Origin of the sequence: Streptomyces sp. NPDC058751, assembly GCF_042746485.1 — a bacterium.
In the GTDB taxonomy this organism is placed as follows: domain Bacteria; phylum Actinomycetota; class Actinomycetes; order Streptomycetales; family Streptomycetaceae; genus Streptomyces.
In genome coordinates, this window is sequence record NZ_JBHYPZ010000008.1 from 1 (window position 1) to 23,932 (window position 23,932).

The 23,932-nt window shown below is 71.0% G+C and carries 19 protein-coding genes and 1 pseudogene; 13 read left to right on the forward strand and 7 right to left on the reverse strand.

Features of this window, described 5'->3' with window-relative positions; translation table 11 throughout:
- Nucleotides 1-131 precede the first annotated feature (131 nt).
- Nucleotides 132-1,298: a xylose isomerase gene (gene xylA / locus ACFW6B_RS09905; protein ID WP_386593925.1), complete on the reverse strand. Its 1,167-nt coding sequence runs from the start codon at nucleotides 1,296-1,298 to the stop codon at nucleotides 132-134.
- Between the two features lie 198 nt (nucleotides 1,299-1,496).
- On the opposite strand from xylA, the gene xylB reads away from it, so the two are divergent.
- Nucleotides 1,497-2,942 (forward strand): xylulokinase, encoded by a 1,446-nt coding sequence (gene xylB / locus ACFW6B_RS09910; RefSeq protein WP_386593927.1) that lies wholly within the window; start codon nucleotides 1,497-1,499, stop codon nucleotides 2,940-2,942.
- Between the two features lie 166 nt (nucleotides 2,943-3,108).
- Nucleotides 3,109-4,317, forward strand: a complete 1,209-nt coding sequence (locus ACFW6B_RS09915) for an ROK family protein (protein ID WP_386593929.1) — start codon at nucleotides 3,109-3,111, stop codon at nucleotides 4,315-4,317.
- 276 nt (nucleotides 4,318-4,593) lie between these two features.
- On the opposite strand, the gene ACFW6B_RS09920 is transcribed toward ACFW6B_RS09915, so the two are convergent.
- Nucleotides 4,594-4,851 carry a hypothetical protein gene (locus ACFW6B_RS09920; RefSeq protein WP_386593931.1) on the reverse strand — a complete coding sequence of 86 codons (258 nt, stop codon included), beginning with the start codon at nucleotides 4,849-4,851 and terminating at the stop codon, nucleotides 4,594-4,596.
- 207 nt (nucleotides 4,852-5,058) lie between these two features.
- On the opposite strand from ACFW6B_RS09920, the pseudogene ACFW6B_RS09925 reads away from it, so the two are divergent.
- From ACFW6B_RS09925 to ACFW6B_RS09970, 10 genes and pseudogenes are all read left to right on the forward strand, one after another.
- Nucleotides 5,059-5,196 (forward strand): annotated as a pseudogene (locus ACFW6B_RS09925) (acetamidase); the annotation flags it as partial.
- A gap of 159 nt (nucleotides 5,197-5,355) precedes the next feature.
- Nucleotides 5,356-5,958, forward strand: coding sequence for an N-acetylmuramoyl-L-alanine amidase (locus ACFW6B_RS09930; RefSeq protein ID WP_386593933.1), 603 nt, complete (start codon nucleotides 5,356-5,358; stop codon nucleotides 5,956-5,958).
- A gap of 96 nt (nucleotides 5,959-6,054) precedes the next feature.
- Nucleotides 6,055-7,392: a GAF domain-containing protein gene (locus ACFW6B_RS09935; RefSeq protein ID WP_386593935.1), complete on the forward strand. Its 1,338-nt coding sequence runs from the start codon at nucleotides 6,055-6,057 to the stop codon at nucleotides 7,390-7,392.
- A gap of 219 nt (nucleotides 7,393-7,611) precedes the next feature.
- Complete coding sequence (adh, locus tag ACFW6B_RS09940; RefSeq protein ID WP_386593937.1) at nucleotides 7,612-9,135, forward strand: aldehyde dehydrogenase; 1,524 nt, start codon at nucleotides 7,612-7,614, stop codon at nucleotides 9,133-9,135.
- A gap of 813 nt (nucleotides 9,136-9,948) precedes the next feature.
- Nucleotides 9,949-10,719: a hypothetical protein gene (locus tag ACFW6B_RS09945; RefSeq protein ID WP_386593939.1), complete on the forward strand. Its 771-nt coding sequence runs from the start codon at nucleotides 9,949-9,951 to the stop codon at nucleotides 10,717-10,719.
- A gap of 89 nt (nucleotides 10,720-10,808) precedes the next feature.
- A complete protein-coding gene (locus ACFW6B_RS09950) occupies nucleotides 10,809-12,977 on the forward strand; it encodes a hypothetical protein (RefSeq protein ID WP_386593941.1) in 2,169 nt (722 codons plus the stop codon).
- Between the two features lie 2 nt (nucleotides 12,978-12,979).
- Entirely contained in the window at nucleotides 12,980-14,704 is a 1,725-nt protein-coding gene (locus tag ACFW6B_RS09955) for a hypothetical protein (protein ID WP_386593943.1), read from the forward strand.
- Between the two features lie 31 nt (nucleotides 14,705-14,735).
- Nucleotides 14,736-15,416, forward strand: a complete 681-nt coding sequence (locus ACFW6B_RS09960) for a hypothetical protein (protein WP_386593945.1) — start codon at nucleotides 14,736-14,738, stop codon at nucleotides 15,414-15,416.
- A 533-nt stretch (nucleotides 15,417-15,949) separates the two neighbouring features.
- Nucleotides 15,950-16,813: a protein phosphatase 2C domain-containing protein gene (locus tag ACFW6B_RS09965; RefSeq protein WP_386593947.1), complete on the forward strand. Its 864-nt coding sequence runs from the start codon at nucleotides 15,950-15,952 to the stop codon at nucleotides 16,811-16,813.
- Nucleotides 16,810-18,510 carry a hypothetical protein gene (locus tag ACFW6B_RS09970; RefSeq protein ID WP_386593949.1) on the forward strand — a complete coding sequence of 567 codons (1,701 nt, stop codon included), beginning with the start codon at nucleotides 16,810-16,812 and terminating at the stop codon, nucleotides 18,508-18,510. The genes ACFW6B_RS09965 and ACFW6B_RS09970 overlap by 4 nt, the downstream gene beginning before the upstream one ends.
- 187 nt (nucleotides 18,511-18,697) lie before the next feature.
- Here ACFW6B_RS09970 and ACFW6B_RS09975 read toward each other — a convergent pair whose 3' ends face one another.
- The 4 genes from ACFW6B_RS09975 to ACFW6B_RS09990 all read right to left on the reverse strand — a co-directional run bounded on the left by ACFW6B_RS09975 (nucleotide 18,698) and on the right by ACFW6B_RS09990 (nucleotide 21,638).
- Nucleotides 18,698-19,423, reverse strand: coding sequence for a Crp/Fnr family transcriptional regulator (locus tag ACFW6B_RS09975; protein ID WP_386593951.1), 726 nt, complete (start codon nucleotides 19,421-19,423; stop codon nucleotides 18,698-18,700).
- 27 nt (nucleotides 19,424-19,450) lie between these two features.
- Entirely contained in the window at nucleotides 19,451-19,969 is a 519-nt protein-coding gene (locus ACFW6B_RS09980) for a Pycsar system effector family protein (protein ID WP_386593953.1), read from the reverse strand.
- 226 nt (nucleotides 19,970-20,195) lie between these two features.
- Nucleotides 20,196-20,510, reverse strand: coding sequence for a DUF6416 domain-containing protein (locus ACFW6B_RS09985; protein ID WP_386593955.1), 315 nt, complete (start codon nucleotides 20,508-20,510; stop codon nucleotides 20,196-20,198).
- 390 nt (nucleotides 20,511-20,900) lie between these two features.
- Complete coding sequence (locus ACFW6B_RS09990) at nucleotides 20,901-21,638, reverse strand: hypothetical protein (RefSeq protein WP_386593957.1); 738 nt, start codon at nucleotides 21,636-21,638, stop codon at nucleotides 20,901-20,903.
- 320 nt (nucleotides 21,639-21,958) lie between these two features.
- Here ACFW6B_RS09990 and ACFW6B_RS09995 point away from each other — a divergent pair, with 320 nt between their 5' ends.
- Complete coding sequence (locus ACFW6B_RS09995) at nucleotides 21,959-23,041, forward strand: GNAT family N-acetyltransferase (RefSeq protein WP_386593959.1); 1,083 nt, start codon at nucleotides 21,959-21,961, stop codon at nucleotides 23,039-23,041.
- An 83-nt stretch (nucleotides 23,042-23,124) separates the two neighbouring features.
- Here ACFW6B_RS09995 and ACFW6B_RS10000 read toward each other — a convergent pair whose 3' ends face one another.
- Nucleotides 23,125-23,925, reverse strand: a complete 801-nt coding sequence (locus ACFW6B_RS10000) for an alkaline phosphatase family protein (RefSeq protein ID WP_386594335.1) — start codon at nucleotides 23,923-23,925, stop codon at nucleotides 23,125-23,127.
- Nucleotides 23,926-23,932: the final 7 nt, after the last annotated feature.

Here is a 23,932-nt window from a genome sequence, read left to right on the forward strand (position 1 = left end):
TTTTTTTTTTTACACCCACCTCCCTGTGGATTTGCTGGGATTTTTGGGGGTAGGGCCCGGGGGGTGGGGGGCGGGGGGGGGGGGGGGGGCCCGGGGCGCCGGGGGGCCCCGCCGCTCCGGGAACGGTCCGCTCAGCCGCGCGCGCCCAGGAGGTGGTCCATCGCCAGCTGGTCCAGCTGCTCGAAGGCCATGCCACGCGCGGCCGCGGCCTCGACGTCGAAGTCCTCGAAGGCGGCACGGTCGGCGAGCAGCCCCGCGAGGCCGTCCTCGGTGGTCGGCTGCGCCAGCTCGTGCAGACGCGAGGCGCGCAGGGCCGCCTGGACCTCGGGGTCGGCGCGGAACGCCGCCGCACGCTCGCGCAGGATCAGGTAGTTGCGCATGCAGCCCTCGGCCGACGCCCAGACGCCGTCGAAGTCCTCGGTCCGCGGCGGCTTGAAGTCGAAGTGCTTCGGGCCCGCGTAACCGGCGCTCTCCAGGAGGTCGACCAGCCAGAAGGCGGACCGCAGATCGCCCGCGCCGAACCGCAGGTCCTGGTCGTACTTGATGCCCGACTGGCCGTTGAGGTCGATGTGGAAGAGCTTGCCCGCCCACAGGGCCTGCGCGATGCCGTGCGGGAAGTTGAGTCCGGCCATCTGCTCGTGGCCGACCTCGGGGTTGACGCCGTACAGCTCCGGACGCTCCAGGCGCTCGATGAAGGCGAGGGCGTGGCCGACGGTGGGGAGCAGGATGTCGCCGCGGGGCTCGTTCGGCTTCGGCTCGATGGCGAACTTCAGGTCGTAGCCCTGCGAGGTCACGTACTCGCCGAGGAGGTCGAAGGCCTCCTTCATACGGTCGAGGGCGACGCGTACGTCCTTGGCCGCGCCGGACTCGGCTCCTTCGCGGCCGCCCCAGGCGACGTACGTCTCGGCACCGAGCTCGACCGCCAGGTCGATGTTGCGGACGGTCTTGCGCAGCGCGTAGCGGCGCACGTCACGGTCGTTCGCGGTGAACGCGCCGTCCTTGAAGACGGGGTGCGTGAACAGGTTGGTGGTGGCCATCGGCACCTTGAGGCCGGTGGCGTCCAGGGTCTGCCTGAACCGCTTGATGTGCGACTCGCGCTCACTGTCCGAGGACCCGAAGGGGATCAGGTCGTCGTCGTGGAAGGTCACTCCGTAGGCGCCGAGCTCGGCCAGACGCTGTACGGACTCGACCGGGTCCAGGGCGCGCCGGGTGGCGTCGCCGAACGGGTCCCGTCCCTGCCAGCCGACGGTCCACAGGCCGAAGGTGAACCTGTCCTCGGGGGTGGGCTGGTAGTTCATGCCGCGGCTCCTTGCTAGCTCCGACTATTTCGTCATGGCGGTTTACAAATTAGTATGCGGTCGCGTCCCTGGGAAGAGACGAAGTAGGAAACCTGGTCACATCGGTCCGGGGACGAACTGCGGGACACGGGCCCTGGAGGTCCGGACACCCCCGTGACCAGCACAGATCCCGCAGAACCGCGGAAGAGGGAGAGTCCGATGTCAGCAGCCGAGGGTCCGCTCGTCATCGGGGTGGATTCGTCCACCCAATCCACCAAGGCCCTGGTCGTCGACGCCTCGACCGGGCAGGTGGTGGCGAGCGGCCGGGCACCGCACACCGTCTCCACCGGGGAGGGCCGCGAGAGCGACCCCCGCCAGTGGTGGGACGCGCTCTGCGAAGCACTGCGCCAGTGCGGTGACGCCGCCCGCGAAGCGGCGGCGGTGTCGGTCGGCGGGCAGCAGCACGGGCTCGTGACGCTCGACGCCCACGGCGAGCCCGTACGACCCGCCCTGCTGTGGAACGACGTGCGCTCGGCGCCACAGGCCCGCCGACTGGTCGAGGAGCTCGGCGGCCCGAAGTCCTGGGCCGAGCGGACCGGCAGCGTGCCGGCCGCGTCCTTCACGGCCACGAAATGGGCCTGGCTCGCCGAGCACGAGCCCGACGCCGTCCGGGCGACGGCAGCGGTCCGGCTGCCCCACGACTACCTCACCGAACGGCTCACCGGCCAGGGAACCACCGACCGCGGCGACGCCTCGGGCACCGGCTGGTGGGCCTCGGGGAGCGAGGCGTACGACGAGGAGGTCCTCACGCACATCGGGCTCGATCCCGCCCTGCTCCCCCGCGTCGTCCGGCCCGGCGAGGTCGCCGGGACCGTTCACGCGAGGGGTGAGCTGCCGTTCTCCCGGGGCACCCTGGTCGCGGCCGGAACCGGGGACAACGCGGCCGCCGCACTCGGCCTCGGGCTGCGCCCCGGCACGCCGGTGATCAGCCTCGGCACCTCGGGAACCGTGTACGCCGTCTCGACGCGCCGCCCGGCCGATCCGACCGGCACGGTGGCGGGATTCGCCGACGCGCGCGGCGACTGGCTCCCGCTGGCCTGCACCCTGAACTGCACACTGGCCGTCGACAGGTTCGCCGCGCTGCTCGGCCTGGACCGCGAGGCCGTCGAACCCGGGTCCTCGGTGACGGTCCTCCCGTACCTGGACGGCGAGCGCACGCCGAACCTGCCGCACTCCTCGGGGCTGCTGCACGGACTCAGGCACGACACGACGGGCGGGCAGCTGCTCCAGGCCGCGTACGACGGGGCCGTGCACTCCCTGCTGGACGCGCTCGACCTGGTGCTGGACGCGGACGCCGACCGTTCGACGCCGCTGCTCCTGATCGGCGGCGGGGCTCGGGGCAAGGCATGGCAGCAGACCGTACGCCGGCTCACGGGCCGGCCCGTGCAGGTGCCCGAGGCCGGGGAACTGGTCGCGCTCGGCGCGGCCGCCCAGGCCGCGGGTCTGCTGACGGGCGAGGACCCGGCGGCGGTGGCCCGGCGCTGGGACACCGCCCGCGGGCCGGTGCTCGAGGCCGTGGAGCGGGACGAGGAGACGCTCGCGCGGATCACCGGGGTACTCTCCGACGCGGCCCCGCTGCTCGAACGGGAGCCGACCAGGAACTGACGAGGACCAGGCGTGCCGCCCGGCGTGACCGGCTCTCGCGTGTGGCGCCCCTCCCGCGTGAGCGGTACCGGCCGGGCGGCCGGTGGCCCCGCTCGACGCGGGACCGCCCGGTAGGAACCCGCACCGAGACAGGCCGACGGACGGCCGGACGAGGATCGACGGAAGCATGACCGCACCGCTGCACGAGGCCCATCCGACCGGTTCCGGCCGGCGACTGCCCGACACCCAGCAGGGCATGCGCCGCCGCAACCTCTCCCGGGTCATGCACACCGTCAGCGACGCGGGACCCTTGTCGCGTGCCGCCGTCGCCTCCCACATCGGTCTGACCCGGGCGGCCGTGTCGACCCTGGTGGACGAACTGATCCGCGCGGGGCTGCTCGAGGAACTGGGGCCCGAGCGGCCCGGCAGGGTGGGACGCCCGGGCTCCGCGCTCGCCGTCAGCGGGCACGGTCCCGCCGGGATCGGCGCGGAGGTGGGCGTCGACCATCTCGCAGTGTGCGCGGTCGACCTCCGCGGCGCCGTGCGGGCCCGTGCCGTACGGCACGGCACGAACCGCGGGCGGGCGGCCGGGCCCGTGCTCGAGGAACTCTCGGCGCTGATACGTCAGGTCGTCGCCGAGGCCGACCGGGAAGGGCTGTGGCCCGCCGGCCTCGCCGTCGCCGTTCCCGGACTCGTGGCCCGTGACGCCCGGACCGTGGTCCGGGCCCCGAACCTCGACTGGCACGACACGGACCTCGGTGAGCTGCTGCCCGACGAGTGGCCCTTGACCGTGGACAACGAAGCGAACTTCGGCGCCCTCGCGGAGCTCTGGCTCGGCGACGCGACCCCGCGTGACTTCCTGCACGTGTCCGCGGAGATCGGCATCGGTGCCGCGGTGCTCGTGGACGGGCGGCTGATGCGCGGGACGCGTGGCTTCGCAGGCGAGCTGGGGCACGTGCCGGTGCGTCCCGAGGGACCGGAGTGCCCGTGCGGCGGACGCGGGTGTCTCGAACAGTACGCGGGCGAGGAGGCCGTCCTGCGTGCCGCCGGTCTCGAACCGGGCGAGGACCGTGTCGGGCTGCTGTCCCGGCACGCCGCCGACGGTGATCCGGACGTACGCCGTGCCCTGCGCGACGCCGGCACCGCGCTCGGCATCGCCCTGACCGGGGCCGTCAACCTGCTGGACCCGGAGACGGTCGTGCTCGGCGGGGCCCTCGCCGGACTGGCGCCCTGGCTGCTTCCTTCGCTGGAGGACGAATTGGCGCGGCGTACGGCGGGTCCCGCCTGTCCCGTGTCCGTTTCCCGTCTCGGCCCCGAGGGGCCACTGCTCGGCGCTGCACATTCGGTGGTACGAGCGGTGCTCGACGATCCGGCGGCGGTGGCCGGCCGGTCGTAGACGGAACACCGACCGGCTGATGGGCCGCCGTCTGGCCGTCATCGGGCTGTCGTCAGGCGGAACGGCTGGGTACGAACGAGGCATCCGCCGAGGACTTTCCCCCTCGCGGGTGATCGTGTTGTCCACAATCCGCGGGCCGTCCACGGACTCGCGTCCGGCCCTTCCTGCCCAACCGGCAAGCGCCGTACCGTAATTCACGCGAGGCGCAGCCGTCCTGCCGAGGACTGCGTTCCGAGCGGATCGGGGGTTCAGATGTCGGAGGAGGCAGTTCCGGATCTACGGCGTGAGGCGATCGGCCTGCGCGGGGTCCTGTTCCAGAGCGTCACAGTCATGGTGGCGGCGGTCGCCGCATCCATCCTGGCGGGCGTCATCGCCCCGCCCGTCCCCGCGGATCTGCCGGTCTTCGGCCTCGCGACCGCGCCGACCCCGCCGATGCCGTTCGCCGGGCCGGTCGTGGATGTCCGGATGGCGGCCGGTGTCGTGATATTGATCTTCCTGCTGCGCCACCATCCCCTGGCACACGGCCGAGACCACCCGTGCGCACCTCGACGAGACCCCGGCCCCCGCCCCTTCCCAGAGCGGAGTTGTGCAGTCTTGAGCGACCACCGGACCCTGACCGTGCGCTCCACACCGGACGAGTTCGCCCGGGCGTTCGACGGGGCGCCTTCCGTGGCACACATCGCGCCGGGCACGGTGCCCGGCATCTCCACCGAGGGCGGCGCGGCCGGACGGGACGGCGACACCCGGTCGGCACGCCCGCTGGAGGATGCCTTCCGGATATCCCGGCTCGACCTCGTGCAATGGCCTGCGCGCGACGACGGGGTCAGCAAGCCGGAGGCGTACCGGTTCGCGACACCGACGGTCGAGTCTCCCGTCGCGACGGCACTCCGGCACTGATCCCGCGGTCCACGCACGACAGAACCCGAACCGGCACCCTGGCGCTTTCGGCACCCGCGTCGCCCTTGCCGGCTCCGGGCTGCGGAGTCACAGCCCCGGCCCTCCCAGCCCCGCCCCCCACCGACGAAAGGCCCACTCCCCATGGAACGAGCACGGTCGTCCCCCAGCCGCCGACGGCTCCTCAAGGGCGCGGCCCTCGCGGCACTCCCTTACGCGTTGCTGCCCGGAGTCAAGGCGACAGCGCAGCCGACGGTGACCGTCGACTACCCGGGCGCCGAGTGGAACCCGGCCACCAGCCTCAACTACACGGTCTCCGACCGCCCTTACAGCTACGAGATCGACTACGTGGTCATCCACGTCACCCAGGCCACGTACGCCACCACCCTGTCCATCTTCCAGAATCCGCAGAAGAAGGTGTCCGCGCACTACCTCGTGCGCTCCGCCGACGGCCATGTCGCCCAGTGCGTGAAAGAGCGCGACGTCGCCTGGCACGCGGGCAACTGGGACTACAACACCAGAAGCATCGGCATCGAGCACGAGGGCTGGGTGGACCGGCCCGCCTACTTCACCAACGCGCTCTACGAGGAGTCGGCCAAGCTCACCGCCACGATCTGCGACCGGTACGGGATCCCCAAGGACCGCGCCCACATCCTCGGTCACTACGAGGTACCCGGCACCGATCACACCGATCCCGGGTCGAACTGGGACTGGACGCGCTACATCCGGCTCGTCAACTTCGCCTGACCAGGGGCGGCCTCACCGCGACCCGAGCGGGTGGGCCGAGGCACCGAGCGGAAGGGAGTGTCACACGGGTTGTCCGGGCCCGCACCGGGAGTGACGATGGGACCCAGCCACATCGCCTTCCGGGAGGCCGAGTTGACCGATCCTTGGGTGGCCCTGGAACCGGGCGCCGATCCCGCCGAGCGGGTCCGTCTGATACGCCGCGCGTACGAGTCGTTCACCGAGGCGGGCACCGTGCCCCGGCCGGTGCGTTCCGTGGTCGCCGAGTCGTGGCGGCGTTCGGTGCGAGCGGGCGTCGTTCCGGAAGGCACCGCGAGGGTGGAGCTCACGGACGGGGAACTCGGTTCCTACCGGGCGGAGCATCCGCTCGCCCGGGTGATGCCGCTGTTCCGGGAGCTCATGGGGACGTTCGCGGCGGACGGGGAGCATCTGCTAGCGGTGTGCGACGCACAGGGCCGGCTCCTGTGGGTCGAGGGCCATCCGGGGACGCGGCGGCAGGCCGGGCGGATGAACTTCGTGCCGGGGGCGCGGTGGTCGGAGGCGGCGGTCGGCACCAACGCGCCAGGGACGGCGGTCGCCGTCGACCATCCGGTGCAAGTGTTCGCGGCCGAGCACTTCATCCGGCGCGTCCAGCCCTGGACCTGCGCGGCGGCCCCCGTGCACGATCCACGCACCGGACGGGTACTCGGCGCGGTCGACATCACCGGTGGGGACGGGCTCGCGCATCCGCACAGCCTCGGCTTCGTACAGGCGGTGGCGCGGGCCGCCGAGGCCCAGCTGGCGCTGCTCGCACCGGCACAGGCTATGACCGACTGCCTCGAACTGACCGCGCTGGGGCGCGACGAGGCCCAACTCATCGCGGACGGAAGGAAAATCAGACTCAGCCGCAGACACAGCGAGATCCTCGTGCTGCTGGCCCGGCATCCGGAGGGGCTGACGGGCGACGAGTTGCTGTGCGCGCTGTACGAGGACGAGTCGGTGACGCCGGTGACCCTGAGGGCCGAGCTGGCACGGCTGCGCAGGATCCTCGGTCCCACGCTGCTGGGCTCGCGTCCCTACCGGCTCACCCGGCCCGTCGAGTCCGATGTGGCCGTGGTGGAGCGGCGGCTCGGCAGTGGCACGGTGACGGCAGCCGCGGCGGTGTACGCCGGGCCGCTGCTGCCGGGGTCGACGGCGCCGGCGGTGACACGGTTGCGGCGAACGCTGGCCGACGGTCTGCGTTCGGCGATCATCGCCCGGCGGGATCCCGACCTGCTGGCCGACTGGGTCCGTGCGCCGTGGGGCGAGGACGATCTCGACGTCTGGCGGGCGCTGTCGGCGCTGCGCCCGGGGGCGGCCGTCCACGCGCGCGTGGCGGAGCTGGAGTCCGAACAGTGCGCCCCGGCCGGATGGGCGCACTCCGCGCGTGGCGGCCGCGTGCGACCGCAGCCGCGCTGACACTGACGCTGACGAAGCGGACGCGCCCTGCCCGTGGGACAGGGCGACAGCTTCAGTACCCCGGCCCAGCCCTGGCCCCAGCCCCAGCCCCAGCCCCAGCCCCAGCCCCAGCCCCAGCCCCAGCCCCAGCCCGCGCAACGTCGTTGCAACGTCCGGGTTCCTAGCCTCGCGACGCGAGCTGCCCAATGGCGGGCAGCGCTTCTCCGGGAGGCAACCAGCATGACCCGTTACGCGGCGCCCGGCACCGAGGGTGCGATCGTCTCCTACCAGGCGCGTTACGACCACTTCATCGGCGGGGAGTACGTCGCGCCGGCACGCGGACAGTACTTCGAGAACCCGAGCCCAGTGAACGGGCAGCCGTTCACCGAGGTCGCGCGCGGCACGGCCGAGGACGTGGAACGCGCACTGGACGCGGCCCACACGGCGGCGCCCGCCTGGGGTCGTACCTCCGTGACCGCTCGCGCCGACGTCCTGCTCAAGATCGCCGACCGGATGGAGGCGAACCTGGAGAAGCTGGCGGTCGCGGAGAGCTGGGAGAACGGCAAGCCGGTCCGCGAGACGCTGGCGGCCGACATCCCGCTCGCCATCGACCACTTCCGCTACTTCGCGGGAGCGATCCGCGCCCAGGAGGGTTCGCTCGGCGAGATCGACGACGACACCGTCGCGTACCACTTCCACGAGCCGCTCGGTGTGGTCGCGCAGATCATTCCGTGGAACTTCCCGATCCTGATGGCGGTGTGGAAGCTCGCTCCGGCCCTGGCGGCGGGCAACGCGGTCGTCATCAAGCCGGCCGAGCAGACTCCGGCATCCATCCACTACTGGATGAACCTGATCGCGGACCTGATCCCGCCGGGTGTGGTGAACATCGTCAACGGCTTCGGCGTGGAGGCGGGCAAGCCCCTGGCGTCCAGCCCGCGGGTGGCGAAGGTCGCTTTCACGGGTGAGACCACCACGGGGCGGCTGATCATGCAGTACGCCTCGGAGAACATCAAGCCGGTGACGCTGGAGCTGGGCGGCAAGTCCCCGAACATCTTCTTCGACGACGTGTGGGCGCAGGACGACGACTTCCGCGACAAGGCGCTCGAAGGCTTCACGATGTTCGCGCTCAACCAGGGCGAGGTGTGCACGTGCCCCTCGCGCGCCCTCGTGCAGCGCGGCCACTACCGCGAGTTCCTGGAGGCGGCGGTCGCCCGCACCGAACTCATCAAGCCCGGCAACCCGCTCGACACGGACACGATGATCGGCGCCCAGGCGTCCAACGACCAGCTGGAGAAGATCCTCTCCTACCTGGACATCGGCCGGCAGGAGGGTGCCAAGGTGCTCACCGGCGGGGAACGCATCGAGCACGACGGCGAGTTGAAGGGCGGCTACTACGTCCAGCCCACCATCTTCGAGGGCGACAACCGGATGCGGATCTTCCAGGAGGAGATCTTCGGCCCGGTCGTGTCGGTGACGTCGTTCGACGACTTCGACGACGCCATCAAGATCGCGAACGACACGCTGTACGGGCTCGGAGCCGGCGTGTGGACGCGGGACATCAACACCGCCTACCGGGCGGGCCGTTCCATCCAGGCCGGCCGTGTCTGGACGAACTGCTACCACGCATATCCGGCGCATGCCGCGTTCGGCGGCTACAAGCAGTCCGGCATCGGCCGCGAGACCCACAAGATGATGCTGGAGCACTACCAGCAGACGAAGAACCTCCTGGTCAGCTACTCACCCAAGAAGCTCGGCTTCTTCTAGAGCCCGAAGCCGGTTGCCCGGAGGTCTCGTCGCGCTCCGGGCAACCCGGCAGGGGAAGGAAACTCGTCCGCGATACTGCCGAGCGGATGCTGCAGAAGCCGATCAGGTCCGAGTTCAACGGCCCCGATCGGGGCCCGTGGCGCCGCCTCTATCCAAACGCGCTTTCGACGTCCGCCTGGCGCCGGTCGCACTCGGCGCGCTGCGGCGATCTCGGTCCGGTGGTCCTCGACCCAGGCGACGAGCGCCCGGAGGGTGACGCTGTTGCCGGCCCAGCCCGCCACCTGGGCGGGCGGGATCCCGTCGTTGAGCCACTTCGTCAGCCCCGTGTGACGGTTGCCGTAGACCCGCCTGCCCGTAACGACCTGCCACTCCGCGTCCGTGATGTAGCGGCGGGGCCGGGCCGATGATGGCGGCCGTGGCCGAAGTGTCAGGCCAGGCACGAGCAGTCAGCTCGCCCGTTCGAGGCAACGGCAGGTGCGACAGGGACCTGCAACGGGCACGACGGGACCTCTTGGCACGGCTGGGCTTCGACACCGATGTTGCCACCAAAAAAGTTCCGGTCGTGCACGTCACTTCGCCGATTCCCGCCTGCCCTCGATGCGTCCTGAGTTAGATGGGCCGAGGGCTGAGTTGGCCCTTCGTGGGCTGGAGCGAAACAGCGCGGACCTCCCTCCGAAGTCTTGTCGCGGAGAATTTCCAGCCAATCTCGTCAATGCGCCAAATGGCGTGGACCGGCTCTCTCTGGATGCCGTCTACTGATGGAGCCGATCGTTCGGCAGCACCTTTGCAGGGAGCACGGGGGGAGGTCCGCACGTGTCGGGGGAAGCCAAGCATCACTGGATCGTCGCGCTGGACATCGAAAATTTCAGTCCGCGTCGAGACCCCGTGCAGCGACGGGTCCGGGCCGCGATGTACCGCATTCTCGGTGGCGCGATGGAGCGTGCCGGGCTCGCCGTGACGGACACCGTGTCCGAGGACCGCGGCGACGGCGTGCTCATGCTCATCCGGTCGTCCGTGTCGCCGGTGGTGATCGCCGGGCCGTTCGTGCGCGAGCTCGACGAGGGGCTCGGCGAATACACCCAGGAGGTCAACGAGGACCACACGGTCCGGCTGCGGATGGCACTGCACCAGGGCCTGGCGACAGACGACGAGCACGGCTGGTCGGGCGACGCGGTCAACACCACCTGCCGGATCGTCGACGCCCAGCCGCTGCGCGACGTCCTCGCCTCCGCCCCGTCGGCCCGGATGGCGTTCGCCGTGTCGGACGAGGTCCATCGCGCGGTGATCCGGCATGGCCACCGGGGAATCGACCCCGCGGCCTATCTGCCGTTCGGCCTCACCACCAAGCACGGTGAGACGATCAGTACCTGGATCACGGTCCCCGGCTACCCGGCCCCTCCGGGACTGCCCGCGTCGGCCGCCGGGCCGCCCTGCGACCAGGAAGCGCCGACCGAGACGGACGGGCAGCAGAGCACCGCCGCCGACCGGCCCTCCGTCGTGCAGCACGCGCGGACTGTGCAGGGCGACCAGGTTGCCGGGTCCAAGCACGTGACCGTCCACAACACAGGGAATGTGCGGCTGTGACGGCAGCAGCAGCGGGAGGACCCCCGGCCGCCGGTGATCCAGGGGGGAGCCAGCAGACGGCCGGACCGGGGGGACCCACAGGGGGCGGTGTGCCCAAACCGTCCGCCCCGGGTGCCGGCCAGGAGTCGGCGAAGGACAGACAGGACGGCCAGCCCCAGGCCCAGCCGGCCGCGGGGGGCGAGGGCTGGGCGGAGACTCCGCCACCTCCGCAGTCCGGACCGGGCGCGGAGTCGTACGAGGCGACCGGTCAGCTGGGGCAGGGTTCGCAGCGCCGCGGGCTGCTGCAGAACGCCGTCGCCAACGTCGAGGGTGACATGGTCGGCGGCGACAAGTACGTGGTGGTGCTCGGCGGACACAAACGCCGGCTGCAGGTGCTGTCACCGCTCATCGCGGAACGGGTCCGGTTCGCCTACAGCACGCCCACCGACCTGCCCGACGCCCGCGAGGCGCTCGCCAGACAGCGGCTGCTGATCCTGCGCTCGGCGGCCGGGTACGGCAAGTCCGCGATGGCTGTACGACTGCTGCTCGGCGCCTGCCGGAGTGTGGTCTACCACCTGGACAGCGGGGTCGATTTCGCCTCGCTGGCCGAGCAGTTGGAGAACGACAGCGGGGTCATCGAGCGCGGTGTCGGCTTCCTGCTGGAACGGCCCGAGGACATTGGAAACCTCGGTCGGGAGACGTACGAGAAAGTGCAGGGCGCGCTGTCCCAGGCGGACGCGTGGATGGTCGTCACGGTGACGGAGGGCGAGCTCGCCGACGGCGAACTGCTCGCCGGCGTAAGGGATCTGACGGACGCGCCGCAGCCTCTGGAGGTCGTGCGCGCGCATCTGCGCTGGCGGCTGGGGGAACGCGACGCCGACCGACTGCTGACGCGCCAGGACGTACAGGACGTGATCGCCGAGCTGATGGGCGGCGTCCCTGCCTGTCGGCAGGCCGGGGATCTAGCCGCCACGATGGTCGAGCAGTACGACCTGCACGGCGTCGTCGACCTGGACCGGCTGCGTGAACACCGGGCCCGGCTGGAGGCGGAGGACTTCGAGATCTGGGCCGAGAGTCTGCCGGACGCCGGCACGCGCAGCTTCGCGCTCGCCCTGGCGGTACTCAACGGGCTGCCGCAGGAGGACGTTGCCCAGGCCGCCCGTTCGCTGCGCGAGCGGCTGGAGGACGACGGGCCCTACCTCCGGGCGCCCGGGCCCGACGGACGCACGGTCCGGTTCAAGGACCTGTTCGAGACGCCCCGGCGACGGCAGCTGCAGCACCTGCGCGCCCAGGAGCGGGACAAGCCGGGCGGCGAGCCCGGGACGATCATCGAGTACAAGGACCCCGGGTACGCGCGCCGGGTGATCCTGCACGCCTGGACCCAGTACGAAATTCAGGGCGAACTCCTCGACTGGCTAGACGAGTTGGTGGTGCACCCGGCGGAGCAGGTGCGCGTCTACGCGGCGGCCTCCGGGCTCGGGGTGCTGGCCGCCGAGACCTACCGGCACATTGAACGCCGAGTCCTGGACCCCTGGGCGCGCAGCGACAGCGCGCTGCGCCGCACCGCCGTCGCCTACGCGCTCTCCGTGGCCTGCCAGAATCCCTGGGTGCGGGAGCAGGCGACCGCACTGGTGGGCGGCTGGTACGCCGACGAGCGGCCCCAGGTGCAGGCGGCCGCGGCTCGGGTGCACGGGTTGGGCGTGGTATCGGGACGTCCTGTCGAGGAACTCGCCCGGCTGTTCGTGGTGGACAACGTGACGGTGGCGGTGGCCGCCGGCTGCGCGCTGGCCGATCTAGTCGCCGACGATCCCGACGCGGCTGGCTCGGTGCTGCCCATGCTGCGGGACAGGACCGGCGACCACCGCTCCGGCCGGGCGGCGGTGCTCGCCTTCCTGATCGTCGCGGCACAGGTGGTTGTGGAGACGAAGGACATCGACCCGGGAGCCGCGGTGCCCGAGTGGCCGACGCTGCTGTACCTGGCGCACCGGCGGCCCGAGCTACGGGACTCCTTCGTGTGGTTGTGGCGTGCGGCGCTGAACGAGTCCTTCTTCCACGACGAGGCAGAACAGGTCGTCGGCGACTGGGCGAAGCTGGCCGAACGAGACTCCGAACTCCGCGAGATGTTACGGCTGCTGGTCGGCGCCATCGCCCACGGCGACCAGCGTTCTGGCCGGATCCTGCGCTCGTGCGCCGACGACTGGGTGCACCCGGACCGGATCGTCGGGCTGCCCCTCACGGCCGCCATGGTGCACGCGCAGCTCGACATGGAAGGGGTGTGAGGATGAGCGTCTCCCTGATTCTCAACGAGCGGGTGATCTCCCGCAGCCGGGTGGGTGAGCTGCCCAACCTGCCGCCCTCGGTTGCGATCGTCTACCCGGTGGAGGGCGGCCCCTTCGAGGTCGAGACCGTCCGCACCTTCGGGCAGCGCTGGTTCGGCAAGAACCGGGCCTGCTACGTCGTCGACCTCAGCGACCACAGGCGCCAGGCGTCCGTCAGCAAGACCCCGCTGACCTGCAAGGACGGCGGACACCGGTTCCAAGCGACGATCGACATCGGCTTCAAGGTGCACGACCCGGTGATGGTGGTGTCCAGGAACGTACGGGACGCGTTGACGGTCGTCTACGGCTACCTCACCGACCGCATCCGGCTGCAGGCCTCGCGGTTCGCGATCACCGAGGCCATGGCGGCGCAGCTGGCCGTCAACCAGGAGCTGGACCGGGAGATCCGGCTCCCCGAGGGCATCACCATCTACTACTGCAAGGTCCAGATGGAGCCCGACCAGGCCGCGGCCCGGTACATCCAGGAACTGGAGGAGGCGCGGCGTCGGGCCAGGCTCGGTGTGCACGTTCACGAGGCCAGACGCTCGGAGACCTACTCCGACGAGGACATCGAGGACATCAGGGCGGCCGGCCGTAGGCGCCGGCAGTCGGAGGAGCGGGCCGCGCTGGGGAATACACGGCTGGACTTCGACAACCTGATCCGCGAGCACCTGGTCCGCCACCCCGAGGAGACCACGCACGCCCTCGAACTGCTGGCGCGGGTCCGTGAGACCGAGGCCACCCAGCACGAGATCCGGGACCAGCGGCACGCCGAGATGGTCAAGTACCTCATCGAGCGGGGTGTCGTACGCGAGGTCGACCTGCCTGGCCTGCGCCAGGGTGTGCTCGGTCCGAGCGCGCCCGGCACCGGAGTCGCGGGTGTGCTGGAGCGGCCCGACGCCGGACAGCCGGCCTCCTTCGCCTCCGGTGCGACACCCGGCGGTCCCAACTACTCGGCGTCCGCGCCCGCGGCGGCGCAGAGCGGGCCCGTGCAGTGGGGCGGCAGCGCTCCGGCACCCGCCGTCGCGCCGCCGAGTGGACTGATACCGGTGTACGTCGTCCTGGACACCTCGCAGGCCGCGGCTGACTGCGTCACTGATCTAGGCAATGCGCTGCGCTCGGTGCAGACACTGCTGGCCAACAGCCCCGACGTGGCCGCCGCCATCCGGCTCTCGGTGATCACCTACGCCGACGGCGCCGATGTGGTGCTACCGCTCACCGAGGTCTCCTGGCGCACCGGCGTCCCGGGGCTGAGCACATCGCCGGGCTGCCGTTACCAGCCGGTGCTGCGGCGACTGCTGGACCTGGTGCCGCTGGAGACGGAACGGCTGAAGGAGCAGGTGCCCCGGGTACTGCGGCCCGTCGTGTTCTTCCTGGCCGTCGGCCAGGCCGAGGACGACACCGAATGGCCGGTGGCACACGCCGATCTGATGGCGCACAAGTACTTTCCGCACATCGTGGCGTGCGGCATCGGAACGGACCGGGACCGGGTCGTGCAGCGCCTCGCCTCCCGCCCCGAACTGGGCGTCGTCGCCGTCGAGGACGCGGATCTCGCGCAGTCGGCGGTGCAGTTCTCCGTCCTGTTGCAGCAGACGCTGCTGCATCTGGGCCGGAGCGCGATCGCGGGCGGTATGGAGTTGAAACTCGACTGCCCGCAGGGTCTTCGGCCCGCCGTGCAGGAGCAATAGAGCGGCTGAACAGCAAAGGGGAAGAACTGGGATGGCCGAGACGCTTGGGCAGTTGCTGCCGGTGTACGTCCTCGCCGACGAATCGGGCTCCATGTCGAGCTACGTCGGCGACCTCAACGAAGGAATGAAGTCGTTGCACGTCGCGCTCCTGGGGGAGCCGATGGCCGCCGCCAAGGTACGTTTCTCCGTGTTGGGTTTCTCCAACAGCGTCGTGGAACACCTGGTGCTGGCCGATCTGAGGAGCGAGAACGAACTGCCACGGCTGTCCGCCGGCGGCGGCACGAACTACGACGCGGCGTTCGCCGCGCTGCTGGAGCACATCCCGCAGGACGTACAGACGCTCAAGTCCCAGGGGTACAAGGTGCTGCGCCCCGCGGTCTTCTTCCTCAGCGACGGCCAGCCGACCTGTGGTGAGGAGTGGCGCCAGACGCACAGCCGACTGACCGACCGCAGGGTGACCGGTGCGGCACCCAACGTCATCGCCTTCGGGATCGGCGGGGCGCGGGCCGAGACGATCCTGGCCGTCGCGACCGAGCAGAAGTTCGCGTTCATATCGATCCCCGGTGCCCAGCTCGGCGATGCGATCGCCAAGTTCTTCACCGCGCTCACCAAGAGCGTGGTCGAATCGGCCAGTGCCCTGGCCGCTGGCCAGCAGGCGGAGCTGGCGGTGGAGAAGCCGGAGGGCTTCCGCCTCGCGATCGACGAGGTCTGATGGTGGACAAGCGGTTGCCCTTCTGGCGGAACAAGAGCCAAAAAGACGAGCAGCGGGACGCACCCGAGCCGCCGGACGCCGACACGGCCGGGGCCGCCGATCAGCGGCTTCCCGGCCTGCGCCAGGCCGAGGCCCGGCACACGTCCGCGCCGCGTGAGGGTGGTACAGCACCGCCCCTCGGGCACGTCTCCGAGTACGTGGTGCCCGAATACCGGGTCGAGCATTACGTTGTAAGTGAATACAGCGGGCCGGCCTTGGAGCCCCCGCCCCCCGACCCCGGACAGCGATCGGCTCCTCCCCGGCGGCAGGGCGACAACCAGGTCCACGGCATGGAACTGCAGGGTGCGCAGGATCCGCGCATCGCTCCGCCGCAGCACCCCCCGGCGCCGAGGCACACGCCTCCCGATGCGCAGGCCGGAGTTCCGCCGCAGCACGGCTCGACACCGCGGCACGCGGCACCGGGGAGGCCTGAGCCCGAGGCCGACCGGTCCGCACCGGACTCCCGGCGCGGCACGAGCCGGTACCGGCGGGTCGTGCTGGGGAAACCCGCCGCCCACGTGGAGCCCAAGCCGCCGCCCGGCGATCCCTATCGGCCGGACACCCTCTTTGACGGGTGGTCGACCCCAGAGCTGACCATGCGGCTGGCCTCTGTACGAGGGGACCAGCACCGTTTCGACGGGCGGCCGCGACAGGACGACGTGGTCGTCGCCTGGCACGAACCGTCGGCCACGGTCGTCTTCGCCGTGGCCGACGGTGTCTCGGCGGCCGCGCAGTCGCACGTGGGCGCCGCGCTGGTCTGTCGCACGGCGGTCAACGACCTGCTGGTGCAGCTGGGCGAGGACAGGCCCGGCCCCGACTGGACCCGGGTACTGCAGGCGGCCCGGTATCAGCTGCTCATGCGGGTGGCTCGTGGCCGGGAACCGGACGAGAGCGACCTGGTGGAGGCGACCCGGACCCTGGCGACGACCCTGGTGACGGGCATGGTCGCACCGGCCGAGGGCGGCGGGATGCACGTAACGTTGGTACGCGCCGGGGACTCCTCGGCGTGGTGCCTGCACCAGGGCCGGTTCAACCCTCTGCTGAGCGACAAGAACAGCAGCCCCGGCGATATCACCAGCAACGCGGTGGTCGCGCTGCCGCGCCTGTCGACCCGTTCCCGCCCGCTGTCGTACACCCTGCCCGCCGACGGCGTCCTGCTGGTCGGCACCGACGGTTTCGGTGATGCGCTTGGCGACGGCTCCGGCATGGTGGGCGAGCTGTTCGCAGAGCTGGCGGTGCGCCCGCCCGAGCCCCGGGTTCTCGCCCATCTGCTGGACTTCTCCCGGGAGACCTTCGACGACGACCGCACGCTGCTCGCCGTCTGGCCCCGGCACCGGCTCTCCGGCGGGGCACCGTGACCGGGTCCGGGGCGGCGCGGATCGCCCGTTCGGATCTGGTGCTGGGCACGGCGTTAGGGGGTGGTGGGCAGGGCAAGGTCTGGGCGGTCGAGAAGCGGCTGGTCAACAGGAAATGGCCGGTGGCGTACAAGGAGTACAAGCCGGGCTCCCAGGGGCAGTTGCGGATCGATGCGCTGGAGCAGATGGTCGCCTTCCTGCCCGAACAGCCGCTCGCGGTCGGGCAGTGGCTGGCCGAGCACGCCGCCTGGCCCGCGGCGCTGGTGACCGAGGGGTCGCAGGTCCGCGGCTTTCTGATGCGGCAGATCCCGGACGAGTTCTTCATCACCATGCCGTTGGGGGGCGGCAAAAAGGCGGCGGGTTTCGAGTTCCTGCTCAACTCGCTGAACTACGTGGACAAGATGGTGGGGAACGTGACGCCTCGCCAGGTATTCGGTCTGTTGCTCTCCTTCGCCGACACCTTGGAAAGGCTGCACGGCCTCGGTGTGGTGGCCGGTGACCTCTCCCCGAAGAACCTGCTGTTCTCGCTGTCCGGGCTGCGGCCCAGCTGCTTCCTCATCGACTGCGACGCCATGGGACTGCGCGGTGACTGGGTGCTCAAGCCTGTGCAGACGCCCGGCTGGCAGCTGCCCGACGGCGAGGCGCCGGAGACACCGGAAGGTGACCGCTACAAGTTTGCGCTGCTCGCGGTGCGGCTCTTCCTGCACGAGCAGTACGGCGAGGACATCACCGCGCTGCGGCGGATGGACGGTGCCGTGGCCGACCTGGCCGAGCGTGGCCTGAGCCGGACGCCCACCGACCGGCCCGCACTCAGTGACTGGCTCGACCCCCTGCGGCGCGCCTTCGACAGCGCCCCCGAGGCCTGGCCAGCCGCCGCGCAGGCCGGGCCGCAGACGGCGACCGCTCCGACGGCGACCAGGCCGACGGCGGGCGCTCCGACGGCCGGTCCGGGCCCGTTCGGTACGGCCACCGGCAGCACGCGTCGCGGGGGTTCGCGTCCCGCCGGCCCGCGAGGGACCACGGTTGGCGGCCAGGTGCCCCGGCAGACCTCCGGCCCACTCCCCTCCGGCCCCTTCCCCCCTCCCCGCAGCACACCCCGGCGCGCGCCCTCGTCGGGACGGGCGGGTGCCGTCGGGTTCTGGATCGTGCTGGCGATCATCGCGCTGGTCGTCTGGCGGATCGCGACGCACAGTGGCTCCGGGAGCAGCGGTGGCAGCAACGACAGCACGGGCCGGCCCGGGATCGGGTCCACGAACACGCGCGCGGAGCAGGCGACAGCGCTGCACACGCTCCTGGCGCAGAACACCGACCGGCGCCGCGGGGTCTCCGACGCCGTGCAGTCGATGATGAACTGCAGCAACCTCCAGGAGAACCGGCAGGTCTTCGAGGACGCGGCCGACGCACGGGCCAACCTCGTCGAGAAACTGGACGCGCTTGCCCTCGATCAGCTGGCCGACGACCTGGCGCCGGACCTGCACAACGCCTGGCAGAGCTCGGAGGAGGCCGACCGGGCCTACGTGCGGGTGGTCGACGACGTGTCGGGCAACTGCTCGACCTCCGCCGTGACCGGATCAAGCGCCTGGCAGGACGCGGTTTCGGCGAGCGCCGACGCCACGGCGGCGAAGAAGGACTTCGTCGCCGTATGGAACCCCGTCGCACGGGAGTTCGGGCTGGAGACGTTGGCCTGGTCCGATCTGTGAACCACTGCCGGACCCACTCACGAGCCCCCGAACCGGTCCGCGGATCCTGGTCGGCCCTTTCACCCGCGCACCCTGGGCCGGACCGTACCGGCCGCCTGCATCGGGGCGGTCGAGGCGGTGCCGTCCGCGGGCCGCGGTGCCGCGAACCCCGGTCGGCCGCGCCACCTGTTGCCCCGGGCCCGCGCCGTCACCTCCCGGCCTGCCCACCCTCTCGCACCCGCTTCAACGCATCCGCGTTGTGGACGGTCACATGAGTGCGTCCGGTCGTCACCCACCCCTCGGCCCGCCATTGCTCCAGGACCCGGCTGACGGTTCTGCGGGAGCCGAGTACCAGGCCGGCGAAATCGTCCTGGGACAGTGGCAGATCGATTTCCACGACCCCGTCGGAGTTGCGCCGACCGTGACTGGCAGCGAGGTCGAGCAGCAGGCCGGCCAAGCGCGCAGCGAGCGGATCGGCGCCGACCGAGGTGCGCTGCCGGTCGGCGTCCCGTAGACGCGCGGAGAGCACCTGGCGGACGGCGCCGGTGATGACGGGATGGTCGTGGGCCGCTGCCCGGAACGCCTCGGCGGGTATCACCAGGGCCTGGACCGGTATGAGGGCGGTGAGCGTCGCCGATCTGGGCCCGCCGTCCAGCGCGGCCTGTTCACCGAGCAGGTCGCCGGGGCCGCGCAGGGCCAGTACCGCCTGGTAGCCAGCGGCGGCGACCGTGGTCACCTTGACACAGCCGCGGCCCAGGACGAGGAGGTGGTCGCCGAACTCGTCCTGCCGTAGCAGGTGTTCCCGTGGGGTGAAATCGGTCACCTTGCCTGCCTCGCGCAGTGTCTGCCGGGCCGTGGCGTCCACCAGGTTCCAGAACGGAGTCCGGCCGGGCCCGTGTCCGAGCGGGCCGTTCTCTCGGAAATCCGCGGTCATCCCAACCTCTCCCGCCTCACCCCGCCGTCAACCGGTGAGGCCCGCGACCGCTATCAGTGCGCAGCCGCCCACCGCGGTGAGCAGTGACTGCCGTACGAGCCCCTGTTTGATCCACACGATGCGGCTCATGTCGACCAGTTGGCGGGTCAGCGCGGGCAGCGGGGCGTGTCGGCCCAGGTGGTCGGCGAGCTCGTCCGGACTCCAGTGCCGTAGGTGGCCGTAGAAGATGAAGTCGTCGACGTGGTCCGAGCGTATGCGGCCCGCACGGTTGTGGCGGGGCAGAACGGCAAGGATCGCAAGCACGGCTGAGAGCGCGAGCAGTGCCAGGCCCGTCCACAGGGCCGTCTTCGGCAGGGCGCCCGAGACGCTGCCGAGCCGGTGTCCGGAGCCGGACAGCGCGGCCACGCCCGCGAGTGCCGCGGACTCCATCGCAAGGGCGAAGGATGCCTTGGCGTCCACGGTGCGGGTCCACTCGGCGAGCACGGAGTGCACTTGCCAGGCGGTCTTGGTCGCTTCCTCGCGGGTCGCCGACTCACCCTCGGACACGGGGCGCACTTCTCCTCGTGGTTGGCGGACGTGTGCGCCAGGCCGACGCAGGAGGACATTACCCACCCGTCTGCTTCCGCAACCTCCGGTCTCGAGGTGGTGAAAGCTCCGCCTGGACCACGCTGTGGGCCTGCGGGCGTAGGTGGTGAAGGTTCGTGTGTCGGGAGGCGGGCGGAGACCGTCTCGCGGACCTCGGCCGACGGGGCGCTCAGAACGGCGAAGCCCGCTAGCCGTGGGCGATGGGCCACTCGCCGAGCTGGGCCGCCAGGAACACCGCTGCCACCGAGGGGCGGACCGCATACGTCGCGCCCGCGCTCCCTCCCGGAGCCGCCCACCAGTAGAACGGATACCGCCGCCCACTGTTGCCGTGGGCTTTGCCCATTCCGGACACCACGCCGGCCACGCGTCGCGCCGCATCGCCCTGGCCCGGCCCGCCCAGGACCTTGTCCGCCAGCTCCGTGCAGTGGATCGTCCGGCCGGGGGCGCGCAACAGGTACTCCAACATCTGCCGGGCCTGCGGTGCGAGTTCAGCCAGGAACACCGCAGCACGCTGCAAGTCCTCCGGACCCCAATCCGGGGCGGCGTAGTGTCCCGCCCCGCCGGAGTGCTGAGCCCATCGTGGATCGGCTTCAGTCAGATACACCGTCACGCCTGCCCCCCAAGTCTCGTCTTTGAGCGCCTTCATTCTGCCCCGCTCTCAGCGCCCTGGGACCATCGCGCGCCTGATCTGTCCACCTCCAAGGCATCCAGCAGTCGGCCAGTGTGCGTAACGTCCGTGCGGTACAGGACCTCTGGGGCGTTGTGTGTCGAGGGCTGGCCGACGGGGCGTCAGGGCCGGGGGTGGCAAAGGTCAGAGGGCGTGCTCAGCGCGACGCGGCAGGCGCCTTCTAAGACCGTGTCCTATGTGCACACCTTCGGCGGCTGAATCCCCCTACGCCTCCGGCGCCCCGCGGATCACGGCGAAGAGGGCCCGGTCCGTGGGGAGGCCGGCGGCGTCGAACGCGCGGTGCCGGCCGAGGTGTTCGACCCGGCTACCGGGACAGCTCTTCAGCAGATACTCCGTCAGCCAGACGTCGGGCGTCGGCACCATGCGCGGCAGTCCGAACGATTCGGGCATCTCGTCCTCACCGCTGTCGAAGAACATCACCTTGCCGGTCCGGTCCCAGAGCCCTCGCAGCAGGTCCGTGGCGACCTCGAGCCCCAGCTCCCGCACCATGTGGTGCCAGACGGACAGCAGGAGGGTGCAGTCGGTCGCCGGCAGGAGGACGACGGTTTCAGGGCTGAGTTCGAGGTCCATCACCGCCACGTTGTCCAGCCGGTTCCGTCGCACGGCCGTCATCGCGGTGCGAACGCATTTCGGGTCCGCCTCCAGGGCGACGGCGGGTATTCCGCGCTCGGCGAGCTTGATCGGGAAATAGCCGACATTCGCGCCCACGTCCAGCGCGCTCCCCACTCCGAGCCGCTCGACGACCGGTGCCATCGCCGTCCAGCGCGACCCCGTACCGACGGATCTCTTCGCCTTTCGCACGGGTACGCCCGGGACCGGCTGATAGACGCCGCTGGGCAGCGCGTCGAGCTTGAGGCGGAACAGGTCGATCGCGTCGTCGAGCTTCCGGCGGGCGGTGCGCAGCAGCTGGTTCGAGGGAAATCGCTGGTGGAGACGCACCATGCGCGTGGAGGTCTGAGTTCCGTCAGTTCGGTCCACGGATACCTCTATCGACTGGCGATATCCAGGCCGCCCGCATCGCCGTCTCCCACGAGGGAATGACCGGGAAATGGCATGGAGCGGAGAATGGCATGACGGCAACCGAAGCATTTTCTCAATTACCGCATTCAGCCAGTACAACCGTATCTTCGGGCCTGCCGTCCTGCAATTCGGAGCCGAAGGAGAGAACAGCGCCCGGCCTGTAGCATCGGACGTGGGCACGTGGGTTCTCGGTACCGCGAGCGTCGTCCTCGCGGGGTCCTCGCGCCCGGCGGGAGAAGCCCGTGAACGCACCTGCTGAGCTCCTGATCGACACTCCGGCCGGTCTCGCGCGCGTCACGTCCCCGGCTCCACGTGCCGTCTGGTGGGAACTGGCGGACAAGGACCCGGACACCAACCCCAGCCAGACCCCGACGTGGCTGGACTGCCTGTGCGCGACGGCCCCGTACCGGGACGCGAGCCGCCTCTACGAGTTCGAGCGCGGCCATCGGCTCGTGCTCCCCCTCGCGGGCAGGAGGCATCGCCCCCAGATCCTGGGCGCGGAGGAGTCCTGGCCGGCCCAATGGGGCATCGGCGGGCCGGTGTGCCCGGAGAGCGCGAGTCCGGCGGAGGCACGCGCGGTCTTCGCCGATCTCGCGCGGCTGCGCGCGCTTCGGGTCGGTGTGCGGCTGCGGCCGGCGGACCAGGACGTATGGGCGAACGCCGCCCCGGGCTTCCGTCCCGAGCCTCACATGACGCAGATGGTGGACCTCGACGGCGGCTTCGACACCGTCTGGGAGCGGCGCTTCGGACGTCGTGTGCGGCGGGAGATCCGCCGGGCCGAGCGCTCGGACGTCGAGGTGGAGGTGGACCGTACCGGCCGGCTCGTTCCCGTCTTCTACCACCTGTACCGCAAGTCGATCGTGCGCTGGGCCGAACAGCAGCACGAGCCGCTGGCGTTGGCCCGCTGGCGCAGGACGCGAGACTTCCCCGAACGGCGACTGGAAGAAGTGGCCGCACAGTTCGGCGAGAGGTGCACGACCTGGGTGGCGTGGTGCTCCGGAGAGCCCGCCGGAGCGTGCGTCGTCTTGCGGCACGGCAGTCACGCCAAGTACTGGCGCAGCGCCATGGACCGGGAACTGGCGCATCCGGTCCGCGCCATGCCACTGCTCTACCGGCTGGCGATCGAGGACGCGTGCGACGCGGGCTGCCGGACGTTCGACATGGGGGAATCCGCCCCAGGATCCTCCCTGGCCGAGTTCAAGGCGTCGTTCGGGGCGGAGACCTTCTCCTCCCCGCGTTACGTCCGGGAACGGCTTCCCGTCTCGGCGGCCGAGCGCCGGCTGCGGACGGCCGTCAAACGCCTGATCCGCTTTCAGGACCCCTGAGTCCTCCTCGTCCCGGTCGTCGATCGTCCCTCGTACCGTCCGTTCCCCGTCCCGGTCCCCGCTCGCTCCTCCGCCCTCGGCGGTCACCCCCACACGTCGACGGGCTCCGCCCCGGCACTGTGGTCGAGCTGCTTGAGGCCGTACGCGTCCAGCAGCATGCGCAGCAGTCCGAACTGGTTGTTCGGCTGGTCGTGATCACCCCGCTGGACGTGCTCGCCCACCAGGACGGTGGGGATGTGATTGGGCCCCTGTGAATCGTCCTCGTCCCAGGTGACGACCAGCAGGCTGTTGTGGGTCATGGCCCAGTCGGCGTAGTCGCCGAGATTGTCCCGCAGCCAGGTGTCCCCCTGCCGCACGCCGCCGTCGTGCATGTCGTGCTCCAGGTCCGGTACGACGAACGCGACCGTCGGCAGATCGTCGAAGTCGCGGGGGAAGTCGGTCCACGGGCGGTTGACGGAAGAGGGAAGGTTGTCGAAGTTCACCCACGGGTTGTGCCGACGCACGTAGGCCCCGCTGGCGCAGCCGGTGAAGCCCGCGCCGGGCATGCTCTGCGCATAGCCGACGAAGCTCCGGCCGGACTCGATGAGTTGGGAGCCGAGGTTCCGCGCCGTGAGCGCGTGCGGGCAGGAATCGTCGGTGACCCCCAGGTAGGAACCCGCGAAGAGCGCCAGGTAGTTGGGCTGGCTCGGATGGGTGAGGGCGTAGAACTGGGTGAGCGAGGCGCCCCGCCGGGCCAGTTGGTTGAGGTAGGGGGCGTCCGGGTTCCCGATGACGGCGTCGTACGGCTGGTCCTCCTCGATCACCACCACGACATGGTCCGGGCGGGGGATCCCGGACCCGGCCGACGCCCGGTCGCAGCCCGCCGTCACCAGGAGCGTCAGCATCACGGCC

Excerpts from the sequence above, each read along its gene's own strand:
- ACFW6B_RS09990 (WP_386593957.1), bottom strand. The coding sequence starts at position 21,638 with ATGGTGCGTCTCCACCAGCGATTTCCCTCGAACCAGCTGCTGCGCACC.
- xylB (WP_386593927.1), top strand. The coding sequence starts at position 1,497 with ATGTCAGCAGCCGAGGGTCCGCTCGTCATCGGGGTGGATTCGTCCACC.
- ACFW6B_RS09930 (WP_386593933.1), top strand. The coding sequence starts at position 5,356 with ATGGAACGAGCACGGTCGTCCCCCAGCCGCCGACGGCTCCTCAAGGGC.
- ACFW6B_RS09915 (WP_386593929.1), top strand. The coding sequence starts at position 3,109 with ATGACCGCACCGCTGCACGAGGCCCATCCGACCGGTTCCGGCCGGCGA.
- adh (WP_386593937.1), top strand. The coding sequence starts at position 7,612 with ATGACCCGTTACGCGGCGCCCGGCACCGAGGGTGCGATCGTCTCCTAC.
- ACFW6B_RS09975 (WP_386593951.1), bottom strand. The coding sequence starts at position 19,423 with ATGACCGCGGATTTCCGAGAGAACGGCCCGCTCGGACACGGGCCCGGC.
- ACFW6B_RS09935 (WP_386593935.1), top strand. The coding sequence starts at position 6,055 with ATGGGACCCAGCCACATCGCCTTCCGGGAGGCCGAGTTGACCGATCCT.
- ACFW6B_RS10000 (WP_386594335.1), bottom strand. The coding sequence starts at position 23,925 with ATGCTGACGCTCCTGGTGACGGCGGGCTGCGACCGGGCGTCGGCCGGG.
- ACFW6B_RS09960 (WP_386593945.1), top strand. The coding sequence starts at position 14,736 with ATGGCCGAGACGCTTGGGCAGTTGCTGCCGGTGTACGTCCTCGCCGAC.
- xylA (WP_386593925.1), bottom strand. The coding sequence starts at position 1,298 with ATGAACTACCAGCCCACCCCCGAGGACAGGTTCACCTTCGGCCTGTGG.
- ACFW6B_RS09955 (WP_386593943.1), top strand. The coding sequence starts at position 12,980 with ATGAGCGTCTCCCTGATTCTCAACGAGCGGGTGATCTCCCGCAGCCGG.